Origin of the sequence: Leclercia sp. EC_58 (genome assembly GCF_019584355.1) — a bacterium.
Classification (GTDB): Bacteria; Pseudomonadota; Gammaproteobacteria; order Enterobacterales; family Enterobacteriaceae; genus Enterobacter.
This window is the reverse complement of record NZ_VDAM01000001.1, coordinates 3,364,154-3,383,394: the sequence shown is the minus strand read 5'-3', so window position 1 is coordinate 3,383,394 and position 19,241 is coordinate 3,364,154. Positions and strand designations below refer to the sequence as shown.

15 protein-coding genes are annotated in these 19,241 nt (G+C 57.5%); 9 read left to right on the top strand and 6 right to left on the bottom strand.

Annotated elements, in window-relative coordinates:
- Positions 1-121: 121 nt before the first annotated feature.
- On the top strand, positions 122-721 hold the full coding sequence (locus tag FHC51_RS16610) for an inorganic diphosphatase (RefSeq protein ID WP_220436094.1): 600 nt from the start codon (positions 122-124) through the stop codon (positions 719-721).
- Between the two features lie 37 nt (positions 722-758).
- Here FHC51_RS16610 and FHC51_RS16605 read toward each other — a convergent pair whose 3' ends face one another.
- Entirely contained in the window at positions 759-2,468 is a 1,710-nt protein-coding gene (locus tag FHC51_RS16605) for an ABC-F family ATP-binding cassette domain-containing protein (RefSeq protein ID WP_220436093.1), read from the bottom strand.
- A gap of 352 nt (positions 2,469-2,820) precedes the next feature.
- Here FHC51_RS16605 and FHC51_RS16600 point away from each other — a divergent pair, with 352 nt between their 5' ends.
- Positions 2,821-4,023, top strand: a complete 1,203-nt coding sequence (locus FHC51_RS16600) for an MFS transporter (protein ID WP_220436092.1) — start codon at positions 2,821-2,823, stop codon at positions 4,021-4,023.
- Between the two features lie 92 nt (positions 4,024-4,115).
- On the opposite strand, the gene FHC51_RS16595 is transcribed toward FHC51_RS16600, so the two are convergent.
- The 3 genes from FHC51_RS16595 to bdm form a co-directional block, all read right to left on the bottom strand.
- Entirely contained in the window at positions 4,116-5,813 is a 1,698-nt protein-coding gene (locus FHC51_RS16595; protein WP_220436091.1) for an NAD-dependent malic enzyme, read from the bottom strand.
- A gap of 176 nt (positions 5,814-5,989) precedes the next feature.
- Positions 5,990-6,127, bottom strand: a complete 138-nt coding sequence (sra, locus tag FHC51_RS16590) for a stationary-phase-induced ribosome-associated protein (protein ID WP_103824386.1) — start codon at positions 6,125-6,127, stop codon at positions 5,990-5,992.
- 80 nt (positions 6,128-6,207) lie between these two features.
- Positions 6,208-6,423: a biofilm-dependent modulation protein gene (gene bdm, locus FHC51_RS16585; protein WP_039028747.1), complete on the bottom strand. Its 216-nt coding sequence runs from the start codon at positions 6,421-6,423 to the stop codon at positions 6,208-6,210.
- Positions 6,424-6,788: 365 nt separating this feature from the next.
- Between bdm and FHC51_RS16580 the strand changes: the two genes are divergently transcribed.
- Positions 6,789-7,217 (top strand): OsmC family protein, encoded by a 429-nt coding sequence (locus tag FHC51_RS16580; RefSeq protein WP_103824387.1) that lies wholly within the window; start codon positions 6,789-6,791, stop codon positions 7,215-7,217.
- A 25-nt stretch (positions 7,218-7,242) separates the two neighbouring features.
- Here the strand turns inward: FHC51_RS16580 and FHC51_RS16575 are convergent, their stop codons facing one another.
- The gene (locus FHC51_RS16575) at positions 7,243-8,148 is read right to left on the bottom strand and encodes a LysR family transcriptional regulator (RefSeq protein WP_156238716.1); all 906 of its coding nucleotides are present in this window, start codon (positions 8,146-8,148) and stop codon (positions 7,243-7,245) included.
- A 125-nt stretch (positions 8,149-8,273) separates the two neighbouring features.
- Between FHC51_RS16575 and FHC51_RS16570 the strand changes: the two genes are divergently transcribed.
- From FHC51_RS16570 to glgX, 6 genes are all read left to right on the top strand, one after another.
- Positions 8,274-9,023 (top strand): SDR family oxidoreductase, encoded by a 750-nt coding sequence (locus FHC51_RS16570; protein WP_103824389.1) that lies wholly within the window; start codon positions 8,274-8,276, stop codon positions 9,021-9,023.
- Between the two features lie 218 nt (positions 9,024-9,241).
- Positions 9,242-10,474: a diguanylate phosphodiesterase gene (locus FHC51_RS16565; protein WP_220436090.1), complete on the top strand. Its 1,233-nt coding sequence runs from the start codon at positions 9,242-9,244 to the stop codon at positions 10,472-10,474.
- A gap of 198 nt (positions 10,475-10,672) precedes the next feature.
- A complete protein-coding gene (locus FHC51_RS16560) occupies positions 10,673-12,223 on the top strand; it encodes a methyl-accepting chemotaxis protein (protein ID WP_220436089.1) in 1,551 nt (516 codons plus the stop codon).
- Between the two features lie 263 nt (positions 12,224-12,486).
- Entirely contained in the window at positions 12,487-14,271 is a 1,785-nt protein-coding gene (gene treZ / locus FHC51_RS16555) for a malto-oligosyltrehalose trehalohydrolase (protein ID WP_220436088.1), read from the top strand.
- Complete coding sequence (treY, locus tag FHC51_RS16550; RefSeq protein ID WP_220436087.1) at positions 14,271-16,787, top strand: malto-oligosyltrehalose synthase; 2,517 nt, start codon at positions 14,271-14,273, stop codon at positions 16,785-16,787. Before treZ ends, treY begins: the two co-directional genes overlap by 1 nt.
- A gap of 26 nt (positions 16,788-16,813) precedes the next feature.
- A complete protein-coding gene (gene glgX, locus FHC51_RS16545) occupies positions 16,814-18,889 on the top strand; it encodes a glycogen debranching protein GlgX (protein WP_220436086.1) in 2,076 nt (691 codons plus the stop codon).
- Here the strand turns inward: glgX and FHC51_RS16540 are convergent.
- Positions 18,886-19,170, bottom strand: a complete 285-nt coding sequence (locus FHC51_RS16540; protein WP_103179608.1) for a VF530 family DNA-binding protein — start codon at positions 19,168-19,170, stop codon at positions 18,886-18,888. The genes glgX and FHC51_RS16540 overlap by 4 nt on opposite strands.
- Between the last annotated feature and the right edge of the window lie 71 nt (positions 19,171-19,241).

Here is a 19,241-nt window from a genome sequence, read left to right as displayed (position 1 = left end):
CAAAATGAGTAATGAGCTCAATAATAGAGTGGTTATTATTTCTGCAGTAAATGTGTAATGTTTCTGACATAACCAGACCGTAAGGTGTTGTCTTCTCAATAACCGAAGAGTTAAAAAGACAATGCATCTGGTAAAAAAACTTCTCGCAGTGAGCGTTCTTTTGTCCGCTTCCGTACAGGCGCAAAACATCCTCGAGTTCCCTCAGCCTGACAACAACCCGGAAGAGTTTTATGCCGTCACCGAAATTCCGGCGGGTGGGATCATTAAGTATGAAACCGACGCCAAAACCGGCTTTATCATCGCCGACCGTTTCCAGTCGATGCCGGTAGCTTACCCGGCAAACTACGGCTCGCTGACCCAGTCGCTGGCGGGGGATGGCGATCCGCTGGATGTGATTTTTTATACCCGCGCGCCGATGGCTCCGGGCACGCTAATAAAACTGCGCGCCATTGGCGTGCTGAAGATGATCGATGGCGGCGAGAAAGACGATAAAATCGTGGCGGTGCCAGCCAGCAAAATTGACCCGACCTATGACGACATCAAAGAGTTGAGCGATCTGCCGAAGATTGAGCAGCAGCGTCTGGAGTCGTTCTTCCGCGTCTACAAGCAGTTGCCGGAAGGGCGCAAGTCGGTGGAACTGAACGGCTTTAACGATGCCGCCACCGCGAAGCAGGAAATCAAACAGGCATGGGATGCCTGGAAAACCCTTCAGCCGAAGTAAAAAATTGCCCGGCGGCGGCTACCCGCCGGGCGATCTCCTACAGCTGCGCCGTCAGCGCGGCAATCTCCTCAAGCCACTGCGCCTGAAGCTGCGGCTTCTGATGTTTAGGCTTACGCAGCCGATCTTCTTCCAGCAGTCTTTCCAGCGTGATCAGCCGCTCTAACAGATCGTCAGTGGGTTCAGCCTGGCTGACGGACAGGGTAGCGGGGACCGGTTGGGCTTGTAATCTGCTCTCCTCCCGCAGCCGGGCAAACACCGCGTCGGCATCGTGCCATTCGCTGAGTTGGCCCTTTTCAATCAGCCAGAAGCGGTTACAGCTCTGGCTGATTAACTGCCGGTCATGGCTGACCAGCAGCACGCCACCCTCGAACTGTTGCAGCGTTTCGGCCAGCGCCTCTTTGCCTTCCATATCCAGATGGTTGGTCGGTTCGTCGAGCATCAGCAGGCTAAAGCGGGCCAGCGTCAGACCAATAAACAGCAGCCGGGAACGCTCGCCGCCGCTGAGCGTGCTGACTTTTTGCCCGTGGCGCGCCCAGGCGAACCCGGCGGAGATCAGCGCCATCTTGCGATCCTGGGGGTTGGGGGCGAACGGCTCCAGAGCGTCAATCAGCGTGGCGTCATCCGCCAGCTGATGCAGGGTCTGGTCGTAATAGCCCATTGCCACGCGCGGGTGGATCTTCAGCCCGGCCTGCGTTTCTCCGGCATTAAACTGCCGCCAGATCAGCCGCATCAGGGAGGATTTACCACAGCCGTTGCGTCCGACAATCGCCACCCGATCGCCGCTTTTGAGCCGGACGTTCTCTACCGAGAATAACGCCGGCAGGCCAGGGGCAGGCGGAACGCCGAGGGTGTCAACTTCCAGCAGTCGGTCGGCGCGCAGCGCATCGCCACGCAGAGTTAAAGTCCATGGCGTGCCGGTGGTCAGCGCCGTCTGGCTCTCCTTCAGCCGCTCTACCTGGCGTTCCATCTGTTTTGCTTTGCGGGCCAGATCTTCGTTGTCGTAGACCTTGCCCCAGGTCGCCAGCCGTTTCGCGCTGGCGGTGACCCGGTCGATCTCCTTTTGCTCGGCTTTATGGCGCAAGGCGTCGCTCTCGTCTTTCTCTGCCAGCGCCTGACGGGCGCGGGTGCAGGGAAGGGCGAAGTAGTGCAGCGTTTTATCACGCAGGATCCAGCTGCCGTTGGTGACGGCATCCAGGAGCTGTCTGTCGTGAGACACCAGCACAAAGCTGCCGGACCAGCGCTGTAGGAACTGTTCCAGCCACAGCAGCGTAGGCAGATCCAGGTGGTTACTGGGTTCATCCAGCAGGAGCAGATCCGGCTCGCTAATCAGCGCCCGCGCCAGCAGCAGACGGGTGTGCTGCCCGCCGCTCAGGGTGGCAGATTGCAGAGCGGTGTCCGCAGGGGTAAAACCCATGCTCGCCAGCAGCGTTTCTGCCCGCCAGCGCAGGCTTTCACGCTCGGCTACCGGCAGTTGCGCCAGCACCGCATCCAGCATGGTTAAGGGATAGATCGTCTCCGGAAGATGCTGTTCCACCCGCGCCATCAGGCAGTGTCCGGCCAGCGCCACCGTGCCGGAAAGCGGCGTTTCGGTGCCATCGAGGATCTTCAGCAGGGTACTTTTGCCGCAGCCGTTATCGCCCAGCAGACCAATGCGGTCGCCTTTTTTCAGGCTAAAGGTGAGATCGTTAAACAGCGTGTCAAAGGCAGTATCAACACGGAGAGAAAGTGCAGTCAGTAATGTGCTCATTTGCTTACTCAAGAGTTACAGGCATGAAAATGCCTCGTCATACATCGCTGACGATAACCCGGTAAGCCCGAGAGAAGGGATTCAGTCTTAGGTGTCTTCGCTCAAGCCGAAGTTATCGCAGCACGAAACCGATAACGCTTGAGCAGGTGCGATCACCAAGGTGGAATGAAATATCAAAGATTTCATTACACAGCATAATTAGCCTCCTTTTTATTCAGTGGGTTGATGGATGAAGCGAGTGTAGCGGGGAAGGTGCCTTTCAGCAAGGAATGTTAGTTGGTTGCATTTTGAAACCACATCATCTAGCCTTTATTTGGTTTTATTTTAAAACCAATTCAGAGGGTGTGAGAGCATGAAAGTGGAAATGGCGTTATCGCCGGGTGAGGCGAAACCTGCGGGTCTGTCGCGTAGCCTGGTTTGGCTCTTTGCGATCGCCAGCGGAATGAGCGTGGCGAATGTCTATTACGCGCAACCGCTGCTGGATGCGCTGGCGCAGGATTTTGCTATCAGCCAGGCGGCGGTCGGCGGCGTTGTCACTGCCACCCAGGCCGGTTGTGCGCTGGCGCTGCTCTTTCTGGTGCCGCTGGGTGACAGGATGGATCGTCGTCGATTGATGACGATCCAACTTCTGGCACTGGTGGCCGCGCTGGTGGCGGTGGGGATGGCGCGAACCGCGCCTGTGCTGCTGGCCGCGATGCTGGCCGTTGGCCTGCTCGGTACGGCGATGACCCAGGGGTTGATCGCTTATGCGGCGAACGCGGCTGCGCCTCATGAGCAGGGGCGGGTGGTGGGGGCAGCGCAGGGTGGGGTCTTTATCGGGCTGCTGCTGGCGCGGGTCTTTGCCGGGGGCGTGAGTGACCTTGCAGGCTGGCGCGGAGTCTATTTCTTTGCCGCATTCCTCATGCTAATGATTGCGATCCCGCTGTTGCGAGGGCTACCTACCACACCAGCGGTTAATGCTACGCTCAGCTATCCGCGCCTGCTCGCCTCAATGGTGACGCTGCTTCGTCAGGAAAAGGTCTTACAGGTCAGGGGCATCCTGGCGCTGCTGATGTTTGCGGCGTTCAATATTTTCTGGAGCGCGTTAGTACTTCCCCTGAGCGCCGCGCCTTATCACTTTTCCCACACAGCCATTGGCGCATTCGGGCTGGTGGGGGTGATTGGTGCCCTTGCCGCCGCCCGGGCCGGGCAGTGGGCCGACCGGGGACTGGCGCAACGCACCAGCGCGATGGCGCTTCTGGCGCTGCTGCTGGCCTGGTGGCCGCTGTCGCTGATGGAGATGTCACTCTGGGCGCTGGTGATCGGCATCGTGCTGCTGGATCTGGGCGGTCAGGCGCTACACGTTACCAATCAGAGCCTGATTTTTCGCACCCGGCCAGAGGCGCACAGTCGGCTGGTTGGCCTCTATATGCTGTTTTACGCCGTCGGCAGCGGGCTGGGGGCGATTGGCACCACCGTCACCTGGGCCCATTTTGGCTGGCAGGGAGTGTGTTTGCTGGGGGCGATGGTCAGTTTGCTGGCGCTGGTATTCTGGTGGGTGACGCGGGGCAGGTAAGGTTCGCCGGAAGGCGGCTACGCCTTACCCGGCCTACGGGTTCGGTGGGGGACGTGCCGGGCAAGCGAAAGCGCCGCCCGGCGATACAGAGGTTAGATCGATGTCCGACGGTAGCTGCGGTACTCCGGCTTCCAGAAGTTCTCGTCAATCGCCTGCTGCAACGCATCGGCAGAGGTTTTCACCGCCACCCCTTGCTGCTGCGCCATTTTGCCCACGGCAAAAGCGATCGCCTTCGATACCACGTGAATATCCTTCAGCTCCGGCAGCACCAGCCCTTCACCGTTGTTGACCAGTGGAGAGTGCTTCGCCAGGGTTTCGCTGGCGGACATCAGCATCTCATCGGTGATGCGCGATGCGCCTGAGGCGATAACGCCAAGCCCAATCCCGGGGAATATATAGGAGTTGTTGCACTGGGCAATCGGGTAGATTTTGTCCTTCCAGACCACTGGCGCAAACGGGCTGCCGGTGGCGACCAGCGCGTTGCCTTCGGTCCAGGCGATGATGTCCTGCGGGGTGGCTTCCACGCGCGAGGTCGGGTTCGACAGCGGCATCACGATTGGACGCGTGCAGTATTTATGCATCTCGCGGATGATCTCTTCCGTGAAGAGCCCGGTCTGGCCGGAAACGCCGATCAGAATGTCCGGCTTCACGTTGCGGACCACATCCAGCAGCGAAAGTACTTCGTTATCGGTATCCCAGTTTTTGAGATTCTCGCGCTTTTGCACCAGTTTGGTCTGGAACGGCAGCAGGTTTGGCATGGCGTCGGTCAGCAGGCCGAAACGGTCGACCATAAAGACACGGGAACGCGCCAGCTCTTCGCTGAGCCCTTCGCGCTGGGTCTGGGCGATGATCTGCTCGGCAATGCCGCACCCGGCGGAACCGGCGCCGAGGAAGACGATCTTCTGGTAGCTGAGCTGGTTGCCCGCGGCGCGGCTGGCCGCAATCAGCGTGCCGACCGTTACCGCGGCGGTGCCCTGAATATCATCATTAAAGGAGCAGATTTCGTCGCGATAGCGATTCAGCAGCGGCATGGCATTTTTCTGGGCGAAATCTTCAAATTGAAGCAGTACGTCCGGCCAGCGGTGTTTTACCGCCTGGATGAAATCATCCACGAACTGATAGTACTCGTCGTCGGTGATGCGCGGGTGGCGCCAGCCCATATAGAGCGGATCGTTAAGCAGTTGCTGGTTGTTGGTGCCGACATCCAGCACCACCGGTAGGGTGTAGGCCGGGCTGATGCCGCCGCAGGCGGTGTAGAGCGACAGCTTACCGATCGGAATGCCCATTCCGCCGATCCCCTGGTCGCCGAGTCCCAGAATACGTTCGCCGTCGGTTACCACGATCACTTTGATGTTGTGGTTGGAGACGTTCTGCAGAATGTCATCCATGTTGTGACGGTTTTGATAGGAGATAAACACGCCCCGTGAGCGGCGATAGATTTCCGAGAAACGTTCGCAGGCGGCGCCGACGGTTGGGGTGTAGATCACCGGCATCATCTCGTCGAGATGGTTTTGCACCAGGCGGTAGAAGAGGGTTTCGTTGGTATCCTGAATATTGCGCAGGTAGATGTGCTTATCGATTTCGGTTTTGAATCCTTGGTACTGGATCCACGCGCGTTCGGCCTGTTCTTCGATGGTTTCAACCACTTCCGGCAGCAGGCCCAGCAGGTTGAAGTTGCTGCGCTCTTCCATGCTGAAGGCGCTGCCCTTGTTCAGGAGAGGGAACTCCAGCAGAACCGGACCGGCGTAAGGAATATAGAGGGAGCGATTTTTTTTGGCTTTGTTGTCCATGTTACTCACTTAATTTTTGCATATCCGTCCCTGGCACTGTTGTTCATCATCTTCGCTGTCGTGCCCATAGGGGGTGTCAGGCAGGTAGTATAAAGGAGGTGGATGTTAAAAACTGCAACATACAAATAAAAACACCATCGGTTTTGCCGATGGTGTCGGGGATCTTTAGGGAGAACTTACTTTGGTTCGTGGCGTTTTCTGCCGGTGGCGTGGGTGACTTGCGTTTCATTGCCCCCCTCAATCACCACTTTGCGCTGGTTAGACAGCTTGTAGTTCAGTCCCAGAATATGGCGTGCCTGACGGTTCGATTTCATATTGACTCCTCCATCCTGTTGATAGTGATAAGGTGATCGAAATATAACCCTTAAGGTTGCCTCTCCAGCATAGCAGGTTTTTAGAAACTGGCGTGCTGCCCGCTGACAACGTAGTTAATGGTCTGCTGGTAGATATCACTGAGGATGTCATTATCTGAGGCTTCGACCCATTTGGTCAGTTCCATCAAAATATCATCTTCAGTGACCGCGCCCATTTCAGCGCGTAAACCCTGTGCGATAGCATTAACCAGTTCCGGCTGTGCGGATGTCGTATTTGCAGAATAATAATTAAACATGTTGCCTCCGTGTCGTTTTCTGTTTAATGGTCCGGTTCGCAAAAACATCGTGATATCCAGAATGACAAATATTTTTGCCGCTGTGTTTAAGAATCCTCTCAGAAATATTGCTGTCATAAAATCATGCTTTTTCATGATCTTAAAAAATAGAATATATTCTTTGGACTCGTTAAAAATATTCCTGTGTTAGTTGGCCTCTAAAATAAATATCGGCGAGGACGGATTTAAATTACACGGAAAACGCCTGATTGCAATAGCCATAACCTCTCCGACTTCACAGAATAATCCTGATATATCACTCTTTCGGGCTCGCTCTTCAGCGTGGTCTATACTAAATGCTTTGTAAGCCAACAAGGAGAGCAAGAATGACAATTCATAAGCACGGTTCAGCACACTGGTCTGGTGATATTAAACGCGGCAAGGGGACAGTTTCGACGGAAAGCGGCGTTCTTAATCAGCAGCCTTACGGCTTCAATACCCGTTTTGAAGGGGAAAAAGGTACCAACCCGGAAGAGTTGATTGGTGCTGCGCATGCGGCCTGTTTCTCTATGGCCCTGTCGCTGATGCTGGGTGAGGCGGGCTATACCGCGGATTCCATCGACACCACTGCCGATGTCTCGCTGGACAAAACCGACAGCGGTTTCGCCATCAGCAAAGTCGCTCTGCAGAGCAAAGTGACCGTTCCGGGCATCGACCCGCAGCAGTTTGACGGCATTATCCAGAAAGCGAAAGCGGGATGCCCGGTTTCACAGCTGCTGAAAGCGGAAATCACCCTCGACTATCAGCTGAACTGATTGTCCTGCCGGGCGTTGCGCCCGGCTATCCCTTCACCGCGGCGGGAAAGACCTCCGCCAGCCACGCGATAAATACCCTCAGACGATGCGTCATATGCCGGTTTTGCGGATAAACCACGTAAAACGGGTAGTGCGGCGGGCGCCACTTGTCGAGGATCTCCACCAGCGTGCCCGCTTCCAGCAGTGCGCCTGCTGAGTATCGAAACGTCTGTATTATTCCCATCCCGGCCACCGCTGCCGCAAGATGACCGTTGCTCTCGTTCACCCCGATATGATGCACAAGATTAATGTCGCGGGTCTCATTCTCATGGGTAAAGCGAAACGGCACGGCGCGCCCGGTTACCGGCGAAAGATAACTCACCAGCTTGTGACCATTGCGCAGCTCCTCCGGGTAGGCGGGGATGCCAAACTGTTTCAGGTAGCCCGGTGTGGCACAGGTGACCATCTCCGCATTGCCAATATGCCGGGCAATAAGCGAAGAGTCCTCCAGCGCGCCGCCGCGGATAACGCAGTCCACATTGCCGCTGATCAGATCCACCGGCCGGTCGGCCACGCCAAGATCGATACGGATAGCGGGGTAGCGGCGGATAAAGTCCGGCAGCGCAGGGATCAGCACGTCTCGCGCCGTTGAGCCGCCCACGTCAATGCGCAGGTGCCCCTGGGGCTGCTGTTTCGCCTGGCTGAAAGAGGTGTCGATCTCTTCGATATCAATCAGCACCCGACGGGCTTTGTCGTAATAGTCCTGGCCCTCTGGCGTCGCCGTCACCCGGCGGGTTGTGCGTTGCAGCAGCCGCACGTCCAGATGGGCCTCCAGCGCTTTCACCAGCTTGCTGAGGGTGGCGATGGGCATATTCAGAGAGTCCGCCGCCCGGGTAAAGCTGCCGGTTTCTACCACGCGCGTAAAGGCACGCATGGCCAGTAATTGATCCATAGAGAGGCGCTCCGCCACAGAGATTATTCCCACAGGGAAAAAGTGATTTCCATTTTTGCTAATTTTTCGCTAATGCCGCAAGGGTTACAGTGCTTCCACACCAACAATGTGGAAGGAAAAGCAAAATGAACACAGCATTAACAGGTAAAATTGCACTCGTCACCGGCGGCACCAGCGGCATTGGTCTGGCAACGGCAAAAGAGCTGCAAGCCCAGGGGGCGAAGGTCTATATCACCGGTCGCCGCCAGGCGGAGCTGGACAACGCCGTCGCCACCCTCGGCGGGCAGGTCACCGGCATTCGCGCCGACGCCTCCGTACTCGCCGATCTTGATACCGTTTATGCCCAAATCGCCGAACAGTCCGGGCGGCTGGATGTGCTGTTCGCGAACGCTGGCGGGGGCGATATGCTGCCTCTGGGGGCGATAACCGAAGAACACTTTGACCGCATTTTTGCCACCAATGTCCGCGGCGTACTGTTTACCGTTCAAAAAGCGCTGCCGCTGCTGGCCGACAAAGCATCGGTGATCCTGACCGGCTCCACGGTCTCCATTAAAGGCACCGCTAACTTCAGCGTCTATAGCGCCAGCAAGGCAGCGGTCAGAAACTTCGCCCGCTCCTGGGCGCTGGATTTGCAGGGGCGCGGCATTCGGGTGAACGTGGTCAGCCCGGGCCCGATTAAAACCCCTGGGCTGGGAGAACTGGTGCCAGAAGATCAGCGGCAGGGACTGTTTGATGCCTTAGCCGCCACGGTACCGATGGGGCGTATTGGCGAGCCGGAAGAGGTGGGTAAAGCGGTGGCGTTTCTCGCCTCCGATGCCGCCAGCTTTATCAACGCCGTCGAGCTGTTTGTGGACGGTGGGATGGCGCAAATCTGATACAAACCAGCCTACCTGAACGTGCCATGGACGGCATGCCTGGCTATGACAACAGGGATGTTTTCTCTCCTTTATTGCCTAAATAAACATTCACATTGATTATTTTTGAGCCGAATCGATCTTTTCTGGATATATCCTCGTAATACTATTAGTCCACGAATGTAATTTATGCTAAACAAGAGCTTAAAAGGCCTAACATTCGACCAGGAAAACTAGCTGTGCTGACGACTCTCATTTATAAAAGCCAGTTAAATCCATCCTGCCAATCATTATCTCTTATTTCACTTGTTGAGAAAGCCAGGCAGCGCAATTCCGCCCTGGACGTGACGGGCATTTTGTTGTTTAACGGCGCCGATTTCCTGCAGATCCTTGAAGGGCCAGAAGAGGTCCTTGAAAAACTGTTTTGTAAGATCCGCAGCGACAAGCGCCATCACAGCGTGGTGGAGCTGATGCGCGATTATGGCCCGCGCAGGCGCTTCGAAAATGTGGGCATGCTGCTCTTCGACCTGCTGGTGGATAGCCAAAAATCGGTGCTCTCATCGGTGCTGCGCTACAGCAAGCTGGACTCCTATCTGGCGGCGCAGGATCGGGTGTTTAAGTTTATTCAGTCGTTTATTACCCGGGAACAGCCCACCCGCGACGGAGCGGTTTTCCTGCCGGAAAGATGGAAACTGGCCCCGGAACACGCCCCGTTTGGGAAATGCATCAACGGGCCCATCGATAACCAGGTCTGCCAGTTTGCTCTGCAACCGATCATTGAACCCACCGAGGGGAAAATCTCTTCGCTGGAAGCGCTGATCCGCGGTAACGACGGGGGAAGCCCGGAACGCTTCTTTAGCGCCATTGATCAGGACAAAATGTACGAAGTGGACCTGCAGACCAAGGCGTATGCCTTTGCGCTGGCGGACAAAATTGGGATTGGCGATCATAAAATCGCCGTTAATCTGCTGCCGATGTCGCTGGTGAACGTCCCTGGCGCCGTCGATTTTCTGATGGACCAGATCCTCATCCACGGCCTGCAGCCGGAGCAGGTGGTCATTGAAGTTACCGAAAACGAAATGATCTCCGGATTTAACCAGTTTAACAGCGCCATTAAGCAGCTTCGGGCGGCAGGTATTGGCCTGGCGATCGATGATTTTGGCTCCGGGTATGCCGGGCTGTCGCTGTTAACCCGTTTCCAGCCGGATAAGCTCAAAATCGACCGTGAGATTGTTAGCGACATCCATTTGAGCGGCCCGAAGCAGGCCATTGTGAAGTCGATTATCAGCTGCTGCACCGACCTGGAAATTGCGCTGGTGGCCGAGGGCATCGAGAAGATCGAAGAGTGGTGCTGGCTGGAGTCGGCTGGCATTAAGCGTTTTCAGGGTTTTCTCTTCTCCCGGCCAAAATTAAACGGGGTAGGAGAGATCCACTGGCCGCAGTTTTCCAGCGCGCCTTTTCTGAGCGATTAAATATTCAGCAATAAGGATTGAGTAAATAGTTGAATATTTACAATGCTCCACAGGTTAAATTATTAGCAGTTATTTTGTAATGCAGTGATTTTAATAAATTAAATTGTTTTTCGGCTTTTTTATTAATAAATAACTTTAACTCAATGTTAATTTTGCGCTGCCGATAATACCTCAGACCGTATTGTTTCTGAGGTATTTATGTCATTAAAAAAGTCGTCTCTTACCATCCTGCTTGCCCTGCTGTTTTTCTTTGTCGCCAGTGCCGCTACCAACGTCTGGCTGGCCATTAAAAGCAACAACTCCCTGGATAACGTGAATAAAGAGATTCAGGTGGTGTTATCCATTATCGATCCCATTAACCACAGCCGTACCCTGCGCGTGCGGGTTATGGAGTATATGAAACAGGTGGAAAGTGGCGACACCACCGGTCTCGATGAGAAGCTGGCCTCCGTTAAGCTGGCTCTGACCAAAGCCGATGGCGCCTTCGCCGCCTTTAATGACGCCCCCCGCCTGGCGGACGAAGCGCCGCTGGTGAAAAACTATAATGACGGCTGGCTGGCCTACCGCGATCGTGGCCTGGTGCCGCTGATTGAGGCGGCCTCTGCCCATGACAAGGCAAAGTTTGATGCGCTGATCCCGCAGATTTCTGGCCTCGACCGTCAGTACGAAATTGTTCTCGATGAGGTGCTGTCGGTGCACCAGAAATACGCGAAACAGTTAAATGACGATGCGCGGTCGCAGTTTTCTTCCGGCTTAACCATCATTATCGCTTTTGCCGCCCTTTTTGTGGTGGTCATTGTTGGGGTAAGCGTCCTGATGAAGCGGTTTGTCTTCGCGCCGATTCATCTGGCCCGTGAGCACTGCAGCCAGATCGCCGCCGGTAAATTAACGGAAGCGGTCCCGCAGAAAACCGGATCGAACAATGAGATCGACCTGCTGATGGGCTCGATGGAGGAGATGCGTCTGGCCCTGCTGGATACGGTCTCTCAGGTACGTGCTGCCTGCCACACCGTTAACCACGCCTCGCAGGAGATTGCCTCCGGCAATATCGACCTGGCTTCCCGCACCGAGCAGCAGGCCGCAGCCCTGACGGAAACGGCTGCCAGCATGGAGCAACTGAGCGCGACGGTTGCCAATAATACCGAGAACGTCAACCAGGCAGGTAAGCTGGTGCAGGATGCGGTGAACAACGCCCGTACCGGGGAGGCCGTGACCCGCGAGGTGATCGACACCATGAACACCATCGCCGCTAACTCTAAGCGCATCGAAGATATCACCAGCGTCATTAACAGCATCGCTTTCCAGACCAATATTCTGGCGCTGAATGCTGCCGTTGAAGCGGCTCGCGCCGGTACGCAGGGGCGTGGATTTGCGGTGGTGGCGACTGAAGTGCGCACCCTGGCGCAGAAAAGCGCCGTGGCGGCGAAGGATATTGAGAACCTTATCGCCCAGTCGGTTTCCAGCGTGAAAAATGGTTCGCAGCTGGTGAATCGCTCGGGTGAAGTTATTCATGCCATCATCACCTCGGTGAACAAAGTCAACGCGCTGATGGAGCAGATTCAGGTGGCGTCCGAAGAGCAGAGCCGCGGCATTGGTCAGGTAGGACAGGCCGTGACCGAAATGGATGGCGTGACCCAGCAGAACGCCGCACTGGTGCAGGAGTCTGCGGCAGCAGCGGCTTCGCTGGAAGAGCAAGCCAGACACCTCACCCAAAGTATTGCCAGCTTCCGCCTCCCGGAACCAGCATAAGGCAATGTCTGATTGCCCGGCAGCGCTGCGCTTGCCGGGCATGCAGGTTTATCGTTCGTAAGCCGGGTAAGGCGCAGCCGCCGCCCGACAACACCCTGACCACACTTCTTCCTGCCGCTTCGTCGTGACCCATCTCACATTAATTTCCTGGTCTATGCTTGATGTGCATGCGCGGCGGATTGCCGCCGCACTTTCTCTTTTTCCCTCTGCGTAACGATAAACGTTAAGCACCCTGAGGAACACGGGTCAAACGAGGTGGTGGAATGACAGCTAAATCTATTACGTATTGGGGTTGTGAACACATTGATGCTAACACGGTTCGCTTCCATCTATGGGCCAGCGGTCAGGAGCAGGTCTCCCTGCGCCTCAACGACGAAACGCTGGCGATGCACCCGACCGGTGACGGCGGATTCGAACTGACGGTTGACTACGTCAAACCCGGTTCACCCTACAGTTATATTCTGGCAGACGGCACTGCGGTGCCGGATCCCGCCTCCCGCGCCCAGCAAGGGGATGTAAACGGTCCTTCGCTGGTGTGCGATCCCGACAGCTATGTCTGGCGTAACACCGAATGGCAGGGCCGACGCTGGGAAGAGAGCGTGGTCTATGAGCTGCACATCGGTACCTTTACTCCGGAAGGCACCTTCCGCGCGGCAGCCGATAAGCTACCGTATCTGGCCTCGCTGGGCATCACAATGATTGAACTGATGCCCGTATCGCAGGCCGGAGGTAATCGCAACTGGGGCTATGACGGGGTGTTGCTCTATGCCCCGCACAGCGCCTACGGTACGCCGGATGAGCTGAAAGCCTTTGTGGATGCCGCCCACGGCCTGGGGCTGTCGGTGGTGCTGGATATTGTGCTGAACCATTTTGGTCCGGAGGGGAACTACCTCCCACGCCTGTCGCCGGACTTTTTCCATCCGGAGCGAATGACCCCCTGGGGAAATGGCATCGCCTACGATGTGGCCCCCGTACGTCAGTTTATGATCGGCGTGCCGCTGTACTGGCTGGAGGAGTTCCGCTTCGACGGATTGCGCTTCGACGCCATCGATCACATTGCAGATTCGTCTGAAAAACATATCCTGGTGGAAATTGCTGAACGCATCCGGGCGCAGATAACCGATCGCCCGATCCATCTCACCACTGAAGACAACCGCAACATTATCTCGTTGCATCCTTACGGTGAGGATGGCTCCCCGTCGCTTTATACCGCCGAATGGAATGACGATCTGCACAATGCCATTCACGTCCTGGCCAGCGGGGAGACCCACGCCTGGTACCGGGACTTTGCGCATCAGCCGGAAAAATGGGTCGCCCGGGCGCTGGCGGAAGGGTTTGCCTATCAGGGCGAAATCACTCCCCGGGACCGGGAGCCACGCGGGGTTAAAAGCATCGACCAGCCGCCGGTGGCGTTTGTCGACTTTATCCAGAATCACGACCAGGTGGGTAACCGGGCGCAGGGGGATCGTCTGCTCTCCCTTATCGGGGAGGATCGCACCCGGGTGCTGCTGGCCGCGCTGCTGCTGTCGCCGCATATCCCGCTCATGTTTATGGGCGAGGAGTTCGGTGAAACCCGGCCATTCCTCTTCTTTACCGATTTTCACGGTGACCTGGCGCGGGCGGTACGGGAAGGACGGGCGAAGGAGTTCGCCGACCATGCCAGCCATCAGGAGGAGGGTGTGCCCGATCCGAATGCGCTGGAGACCTTTACACGATCGAAACTCGACTGGGACAAAGTTAACCAGCCGGAGGGGGAAAGCTGGCTCAGCTTTACTCGCCACCTGTTACAGCTGCGTCAGCAGGTGATTGTGCCGCTGCTGGCAACCGCCCGCAACGGTGGGGGCAAGGTGCTGGACCTGGCACCCGGCTGCGTGGCAGTCACCTGGACGTTTCCACGGGGAACCCTGTCGCTGGCGTTTAACGTCGGCGGCCATACGGAGGCGTTGCCCGATCTGCCGGGTGAAACCCTCTTAGCCTGGCCTGAGATCCATACCGAATTACGGCCCGACACCCTTATTGTCCGCTTTGCCCCTGGAGAACCAACCTGATGATCCCCACAGCGACCTGGCGTATCCAGTTTCGTAATGGCATGACGTTTGATCGTGCCGCCAGTCTGGTGCCTTATTTGCAACAACTTGGCATCAGCCATCTCTATGCCTCGCCGATTTTTACCGCGGCCCGCGATTCGACCCACGGCTATGACGTGACCGACGCCAATGAGATCGACCCGGCCATTGGTGGCCGCGCCGGATTTGAACGGCTGGTCAGCGCCCTGAAGGCGGCTGGCCTGGGGCTGATCCTTGATATCGTCCCGAACCATATGTCCACCTCGCTTGAAAACGCTTGGTGGCGCGATGTGATTGAACACGGCGAGAAGAGCCGCTATGCCCGTCACTTTGATATCGACTGGTCCCGTCGCCTGACGCTGCCGTTTCTGGGCGATGACTTTGACGTGGTACTGGCGAACGGGGAGATCAGCATTCAGCGCGATCCCAACACCGGTAAACCGACGCTGGCCGTTTATGACAACTTCTATCCGCTCACTCCGGAGAGCTGGATGGGACGCGAGGAAGAGGTTCTGAACCTGCGCGAGCCTGAGGCGATTGCACGCCTGCATGACCAGCAGCCGTGGCGACTTACCAGCTGGCGCGACGCCCCGCGGGATCTCTCCTGGCGGCGCTTCTTCGAGATCACCGGCCTGGTGGGGGTGCGCGTTGAAGACGACGCGGTCTTCGATGACAGCCATGCCCTGATCCTGGCCCTGGTGCGGTCGGGGGCGGTGGACGGGCTGCGCATCGATCATGTGGATGGTCTGGCCGACCCGCGCGCTTACCTGCAACGTCTGCGGCAGGAGGCGGGAGCCGATTGCTACATCACGGTAGAGAAGATCCTCAGTAAAGGGGAGAACCTCCCCGCAGACTGGCCGATCTCCGGCACGACCGGGTATGAATTCATCGCCTCACTCTCGGAAGTGTTGGTGGATGACGACAAAATCGACAGCCTGCGTCAGGCCTACGACGCGGTGGTGGGTAGCCCGGTGGACATGCACGCTGAACTGCGTGCGGCGCGCCTGCTGATGGTGGATCGCAATTTCGCCGGGGAGTTTTCCACGCTGCTGACGCTGGCCAAAAAACTGGCGCACGTGGAAAGCTTGGCGATTGATGAAGAGCTGCTGCGCCTGGCGCTGCGGGAGCTGCTGGTGGCCTTCCCGGTCTATCGCACCTATGGCACCGCGCAGGGGATGTCCAGTGCGGATATCCGGCTGCTACAAAACGTGCTGACCCACGTCAGCGCCGACCCGGACGCGCTCACGCTGTTGACCCGTATCCTGACCGGCGAAGTCAGCGATGAGGCCCGCGATACCGCCAGCCAGTTCCGCACCCGTTTCCAGCAGCTGACCGGGCCGCTGATGGCGAAATCCGTAGAGGACACGCTGTTTTTCCGTCAGCACATGGATCTGGCGCTTAACGAAGTCGGGGCCGAACCGGTGCCGCGCGCCTTCTCGCTGACGCGTTTCCATACCGAAATGACGGCGCGGCGTGAGCGCCAGCCGGATGCGCTCTCGGGCACCTCAACCCACGACACCAAGCGCGGGGAAGATGCCCGCGCCCGGCTCTATACCCTGACCGAAGCGCCGCAGGTATGGGCCGAGTGCGTGGCCCGCTGGCAGCAACTCAACCAGACCCATGTCCGCTTTCTGAACGATGGCACGGCGCCGCGAGCCGCTGACACCTGGATGTTATATCAGGCGCTGGCGGGGGTCTGGCCACCTGGACTCGATCCCCAGGATGCGGCGGGTCTGAACGCGCTGGAAGCGCGCTTCCTGGCCTTTGTGGAGAAAGCGCTGCGCGAGGCCAAGCTGCGCACCGACTGGGTAGACAGCAACGAAGCCTATGAGACGGTGGTGCTGGAGTATGCCCGCCATCTGCTCTCGCCGGAAAATCAGGATTTTCTGCGCGACTTCAGCACCTCGTTACGCCCGTTTATCCGCGCCGGGCTGGTAAACAGCCTGAGCCAGACGGTGATCAAACTGACCGCCCCGGGCGTGCCGGATGTTTATCAGGGCAGCGAGGGGCTCAACTTTAGCCTCGTCGACCCCGATAACCGCCGCGAGCCGGATTTCGCGCAGCTCAGCCAGCAGCTCAACAGCGCTGATGTATATACCGCCTCCCGTGAGGCGAGCTGGCTCGACGGCCAGCTTAAGGTGTATGTCACCAGCACGCTGCTGAATCTGCGCCAGCGTAAACCGGCGCTGTTCCGCTTGGGCAGCTATGTCGCGTTGCTGACCCGGGGGGAAAGGGCGGACAAAGCTATCGCCTTTGCCCGCGTGGATGACGACGACGTCTTGATCGTGGTGGCTCCACGTCTGGCGTTTGCCAGCGCCGCACAGACGTTTCCACTGACCGGCGCGGCACTGTGGGGCGATACGGAGGTTGTCTTGCCTGCTGAACTGGCCGGGCGTCGCTATCAGGACTGTTTCAGCGGTGAAATCGTTATACCGGGCGAAAGCCTGAAGTTACATGATGCACAGGATTGCTGGCGGGTGTTACTGGCCTGCGGCTAATAATGATGGTTCGAGGGAGAGATGTTATGGCAAATAATAAGATCTATCAGATTGAGGCGGGGCAGAGTTACCCGCTCGGCGCAAACTACGACGACAAAGGCGTCAATTTTGCGCTCTTTTCGGCCTGTGCCGAACGCGTTGAGCTATGTCTGTTTGATCCGACGGGCCAGCATGAAATTGCCCGTCTGGAGCTACCGGAATACACCCATGAAGTGTGGCACGGCTACGTTCCGGATCTGCAGCCGGGCGCGCTGTATGGCTATCGTGTGTATGGTCCTTACGATCCCGAAAACGGCCACCGCTTTAACCCGCATAAACTGCTGCTCGACCCCTATGCCCGGGCGTTAACCGGCGAGCTTAACTGGAACGCCGCCCATTTTGGCTATGAGCTGGGGCATGACGATCTCGATCTCAGCTTTGATACCCGGGACAGCGCGCCGTTTACCCCGAAATGCCGGGTTATCGACCCCCGGGTGTTCGACGCACAGGACCCGCATCGCCCGGCGGTGCCGTGGTCTGAAACTATTCTTTATGAAACCCACGTGAAGGGCTTTACCCAGCTTCACCCGGCCGTTCCGCCTGAGCTGCGCGGCACCTTTGAAGGGATGGGGCATAAAGCGATTGTGGATTACATCAAAAGCCTCGGCATCACCTCGGTGGAGCTGCTGCCGGTGCATGCCTTCCCGGACGATCAACATCTGCTGGACAGGGGACTGAAAAACTTCTGGGGGTATAACACCCTGAACTTCTTCTCCCCGGCGTCGCGCTATTACGGTCCGAACGGCATCCAGGGATTCCGCGATATGGTGCGCGCCTTCCACGATGCGGGTATCGAAGTGATCCTGGATGTGGTCTATAACCACACCGCCGAGGGCAACGAGCTGGGCCCGACACTCTCTTTCAAGGGGATCGACAACTTTTCCTACTACCGGACCATTGCAGGCCAGCACCGTTACTATGTGAATGACACGGGTACTGGCAACACGGTGAATACCTCCCATCCCCGTGTGCTGCAGATGATCATGGACTCCCTGCGCTACTGGGCCGAATCGATGCATATTGACGGTTTCCGCTTTGACCTCGGTACTATTCTGGGTCGCGAGCCGGAAGGGTTCGACCAGCGCGGGGGCTTTTTCGATGCCATGATGCAGGATCCGCTGCTCTCCCGGCTGAAGCTGATTGGTGAGCCGTGGGATATCGGCCCTGGCGGGTATCAGGTGGGGGGCTTCCCACCCGGCTGGGGCGAGTGGAATGACAAATATCGCGATACCGTGCGCGAATACTGGCGCGGGGATAACGTCTCCTCGGACTTTGCCGCGCGCCTGCTCGGTTCCGGCGATCTCTACGACCAACGCGGGCGCCGTCCGTGGGCGAGCATCAACTTTATCACTGCCCATGACGGTTTTACCCTGAACGACCTGGTCTCTTACAACGAGAAGCACAACGAGGCAAACGGCGAAGATAATAACGACGGCCACAATGATAACCGGTCATCGAATTATGGCGCCGAAGGGCCTACCGAAGACGAGCAGATTAACGCCCTGCGCGAACAGCAGAAACGCAACTTCCTCACCACGCTGCTCTTTTCGCACGGCACGCCGATGCTGCTGGCAGGGGATGAGTTTGGCCGCAGCCAGATGGGGAACAACAACGGCTACTGTCAGGACAGCGAGATCAGCTGGGTGCACTGGGAAGATCTGCCGGAAAGCGCCGAGATGCTGCGTAATTTTACCCGGCATCTAATTGAGCTGCGTACCCGCCAGCCGCTGTTACGCCGCGAGAGCTGGCGTGATGGGATGGAGATCCTGTGGTACAACGCGGGTGGCGGCCTGCAACTGCCAGAGCACTGGGATGAAGGCACCACCCTTGGGCTCTATCTGACCCGGGCCGATTTAGAGGCAGAAAACGGGATTTGGCAGGAAGTGCTGCTGCTGATCAATCCTTACGAGGCTGCGGTACCGTTCCGTATTCCGGATTGCGGCGAGGGTGGTTGGGTGCTGGAGCTAAGTACGGTGCAGGATGACAACCTGGGCCAGGCTATCACCCCGGATACTGACTTCCCGCTGGCGGGCCGCAGTATCGTGCTGTTGCGTCGACCTTAACGGTTAGCCCGGGCTCTCTCCCAGGGGCTGGAGGTATCGTCGTCGGCTTTGGCCGGCGCGGTATCTTCCAGCGAATCCAGATAGAGGGCCTCGACTTCAGCGCGAGCCCAGGGCGTGCGGCGCAAAAATTTGAGGCTGGATTTGACGCTGGGGTCGCTGTTAAAGCAGTTGATTTTAATCAGCTTGCCCAGCTGCGCCCAGCCATAGCGCGCCACGAGGGCGTTAACCATCATCTCAAGGGTGACGCCGTGCAGCGGATCTCTGGAAGGGTGAGCGGTCATATGCATCCGGTTATTATTAAAGGTCTGAAAGCGGGGAAGGGTACAAGAAAAGCCGGAAGCCAGCAACGTTA

Excerpts from the sequence above, each read along its gene's own strand:
- FHC51_RS16610 (WP_220436094.1), top strand. The coding sequence starts at position 122 with ATGCATCTGGTAAAAAAACTTCTCGCAGTGAGCGTTCTTTTGTCCGCT.
- FHC51_RS16605 (WP_220436093.1), bottom strand. The coding sequence starts at position 2,468 with ATGAGCACATTACTGACTGCACTTTCTCTCCGTGTTGATACTGCCTTT.
- FHC51_RS16600 (WP_220436092.1), top strand. The coding sequence starts at position 2,821 with ATGAAAGTGGAAATGGCGTTATCGCCGGGTGAGGCGAAACCTGCGGGT.
- FHC51_RS16595 (WP_220436091.1), bottom strand. The coding sequence starts at position 5,813 with ATGGACAACAAAGCCAAAAAAAATCGCTCCCTCTATATTCCTTACGCC.
- sra (WP_103824386.1), bottom strand. The coding sequence starts at position 6,127 with ATGAAATCGAACCGTCAGGCACGCCATATTCTGGGACTGAACTACAAG.
- bdm (WP_039028747.1), bottom strand. The coding sequence starts at position 6,423 with ATGTTTAATTATTATTCTGCAAATACGACATCCGCACAGCCGGAACTG.
- FHC51_RS16580 (WP_103824387.1), top strand. The coding sequence starts at position 6,789 with ATGACAATTCATAAGCACGGTTCAGCACACTGGTCTGGTGATATTAAA.
- FHC51_RS16575 (WP_156238716.1), bottom strand. The coding sequence starts at position 8,148 with ATGGATCAATTACTGGCCATGCGTGCCTTTACGCGCGTGGTAGAAACC.
- FHC51_RS16570 (WP_103824389.1), top strand. The coding sequence starts at position 8,274 with ATGAACACAGCATTAACAGGTAAAATTGCACTCGTCACCGGCGGCACC.
- FHC51_RS16560 (WP_220436089.1), top strand. The coding sequence starts at position 10,673 with ATGTCATTAAAAAAGTCGTCTCTTACCATCCTGCTTGCCCTGCTGTTT.
- treZ (WP_220436088.1), top strand. The coding sequence starts at position 12,487 with ATGACAGCTAAATCTATTACGTATTGGGGTTGTGAACACATTGATGCT.
- treY (WP_220436087.1), top strand. The coding sequence starts at position 14,271 with ATGATCCCCACAGCGACCTGGCGTATCCAGTTTCGTAATGGCATGACG.
- glgX (WP_220436086.1), top strand. The coding sequence starts at position 16,814 with ATGGCAAATAATAAGATCTATCAGATTGAGGCGGGGCAGAGTTACCCG.
- FHC51_RS16540 (WP_103179608.1), bottom strand. The coding sequence starts at position 19,170 with ATGACCGCTCACCCTTCCAGAGATCCGCTGCACGGCGTCACCCTTGAG.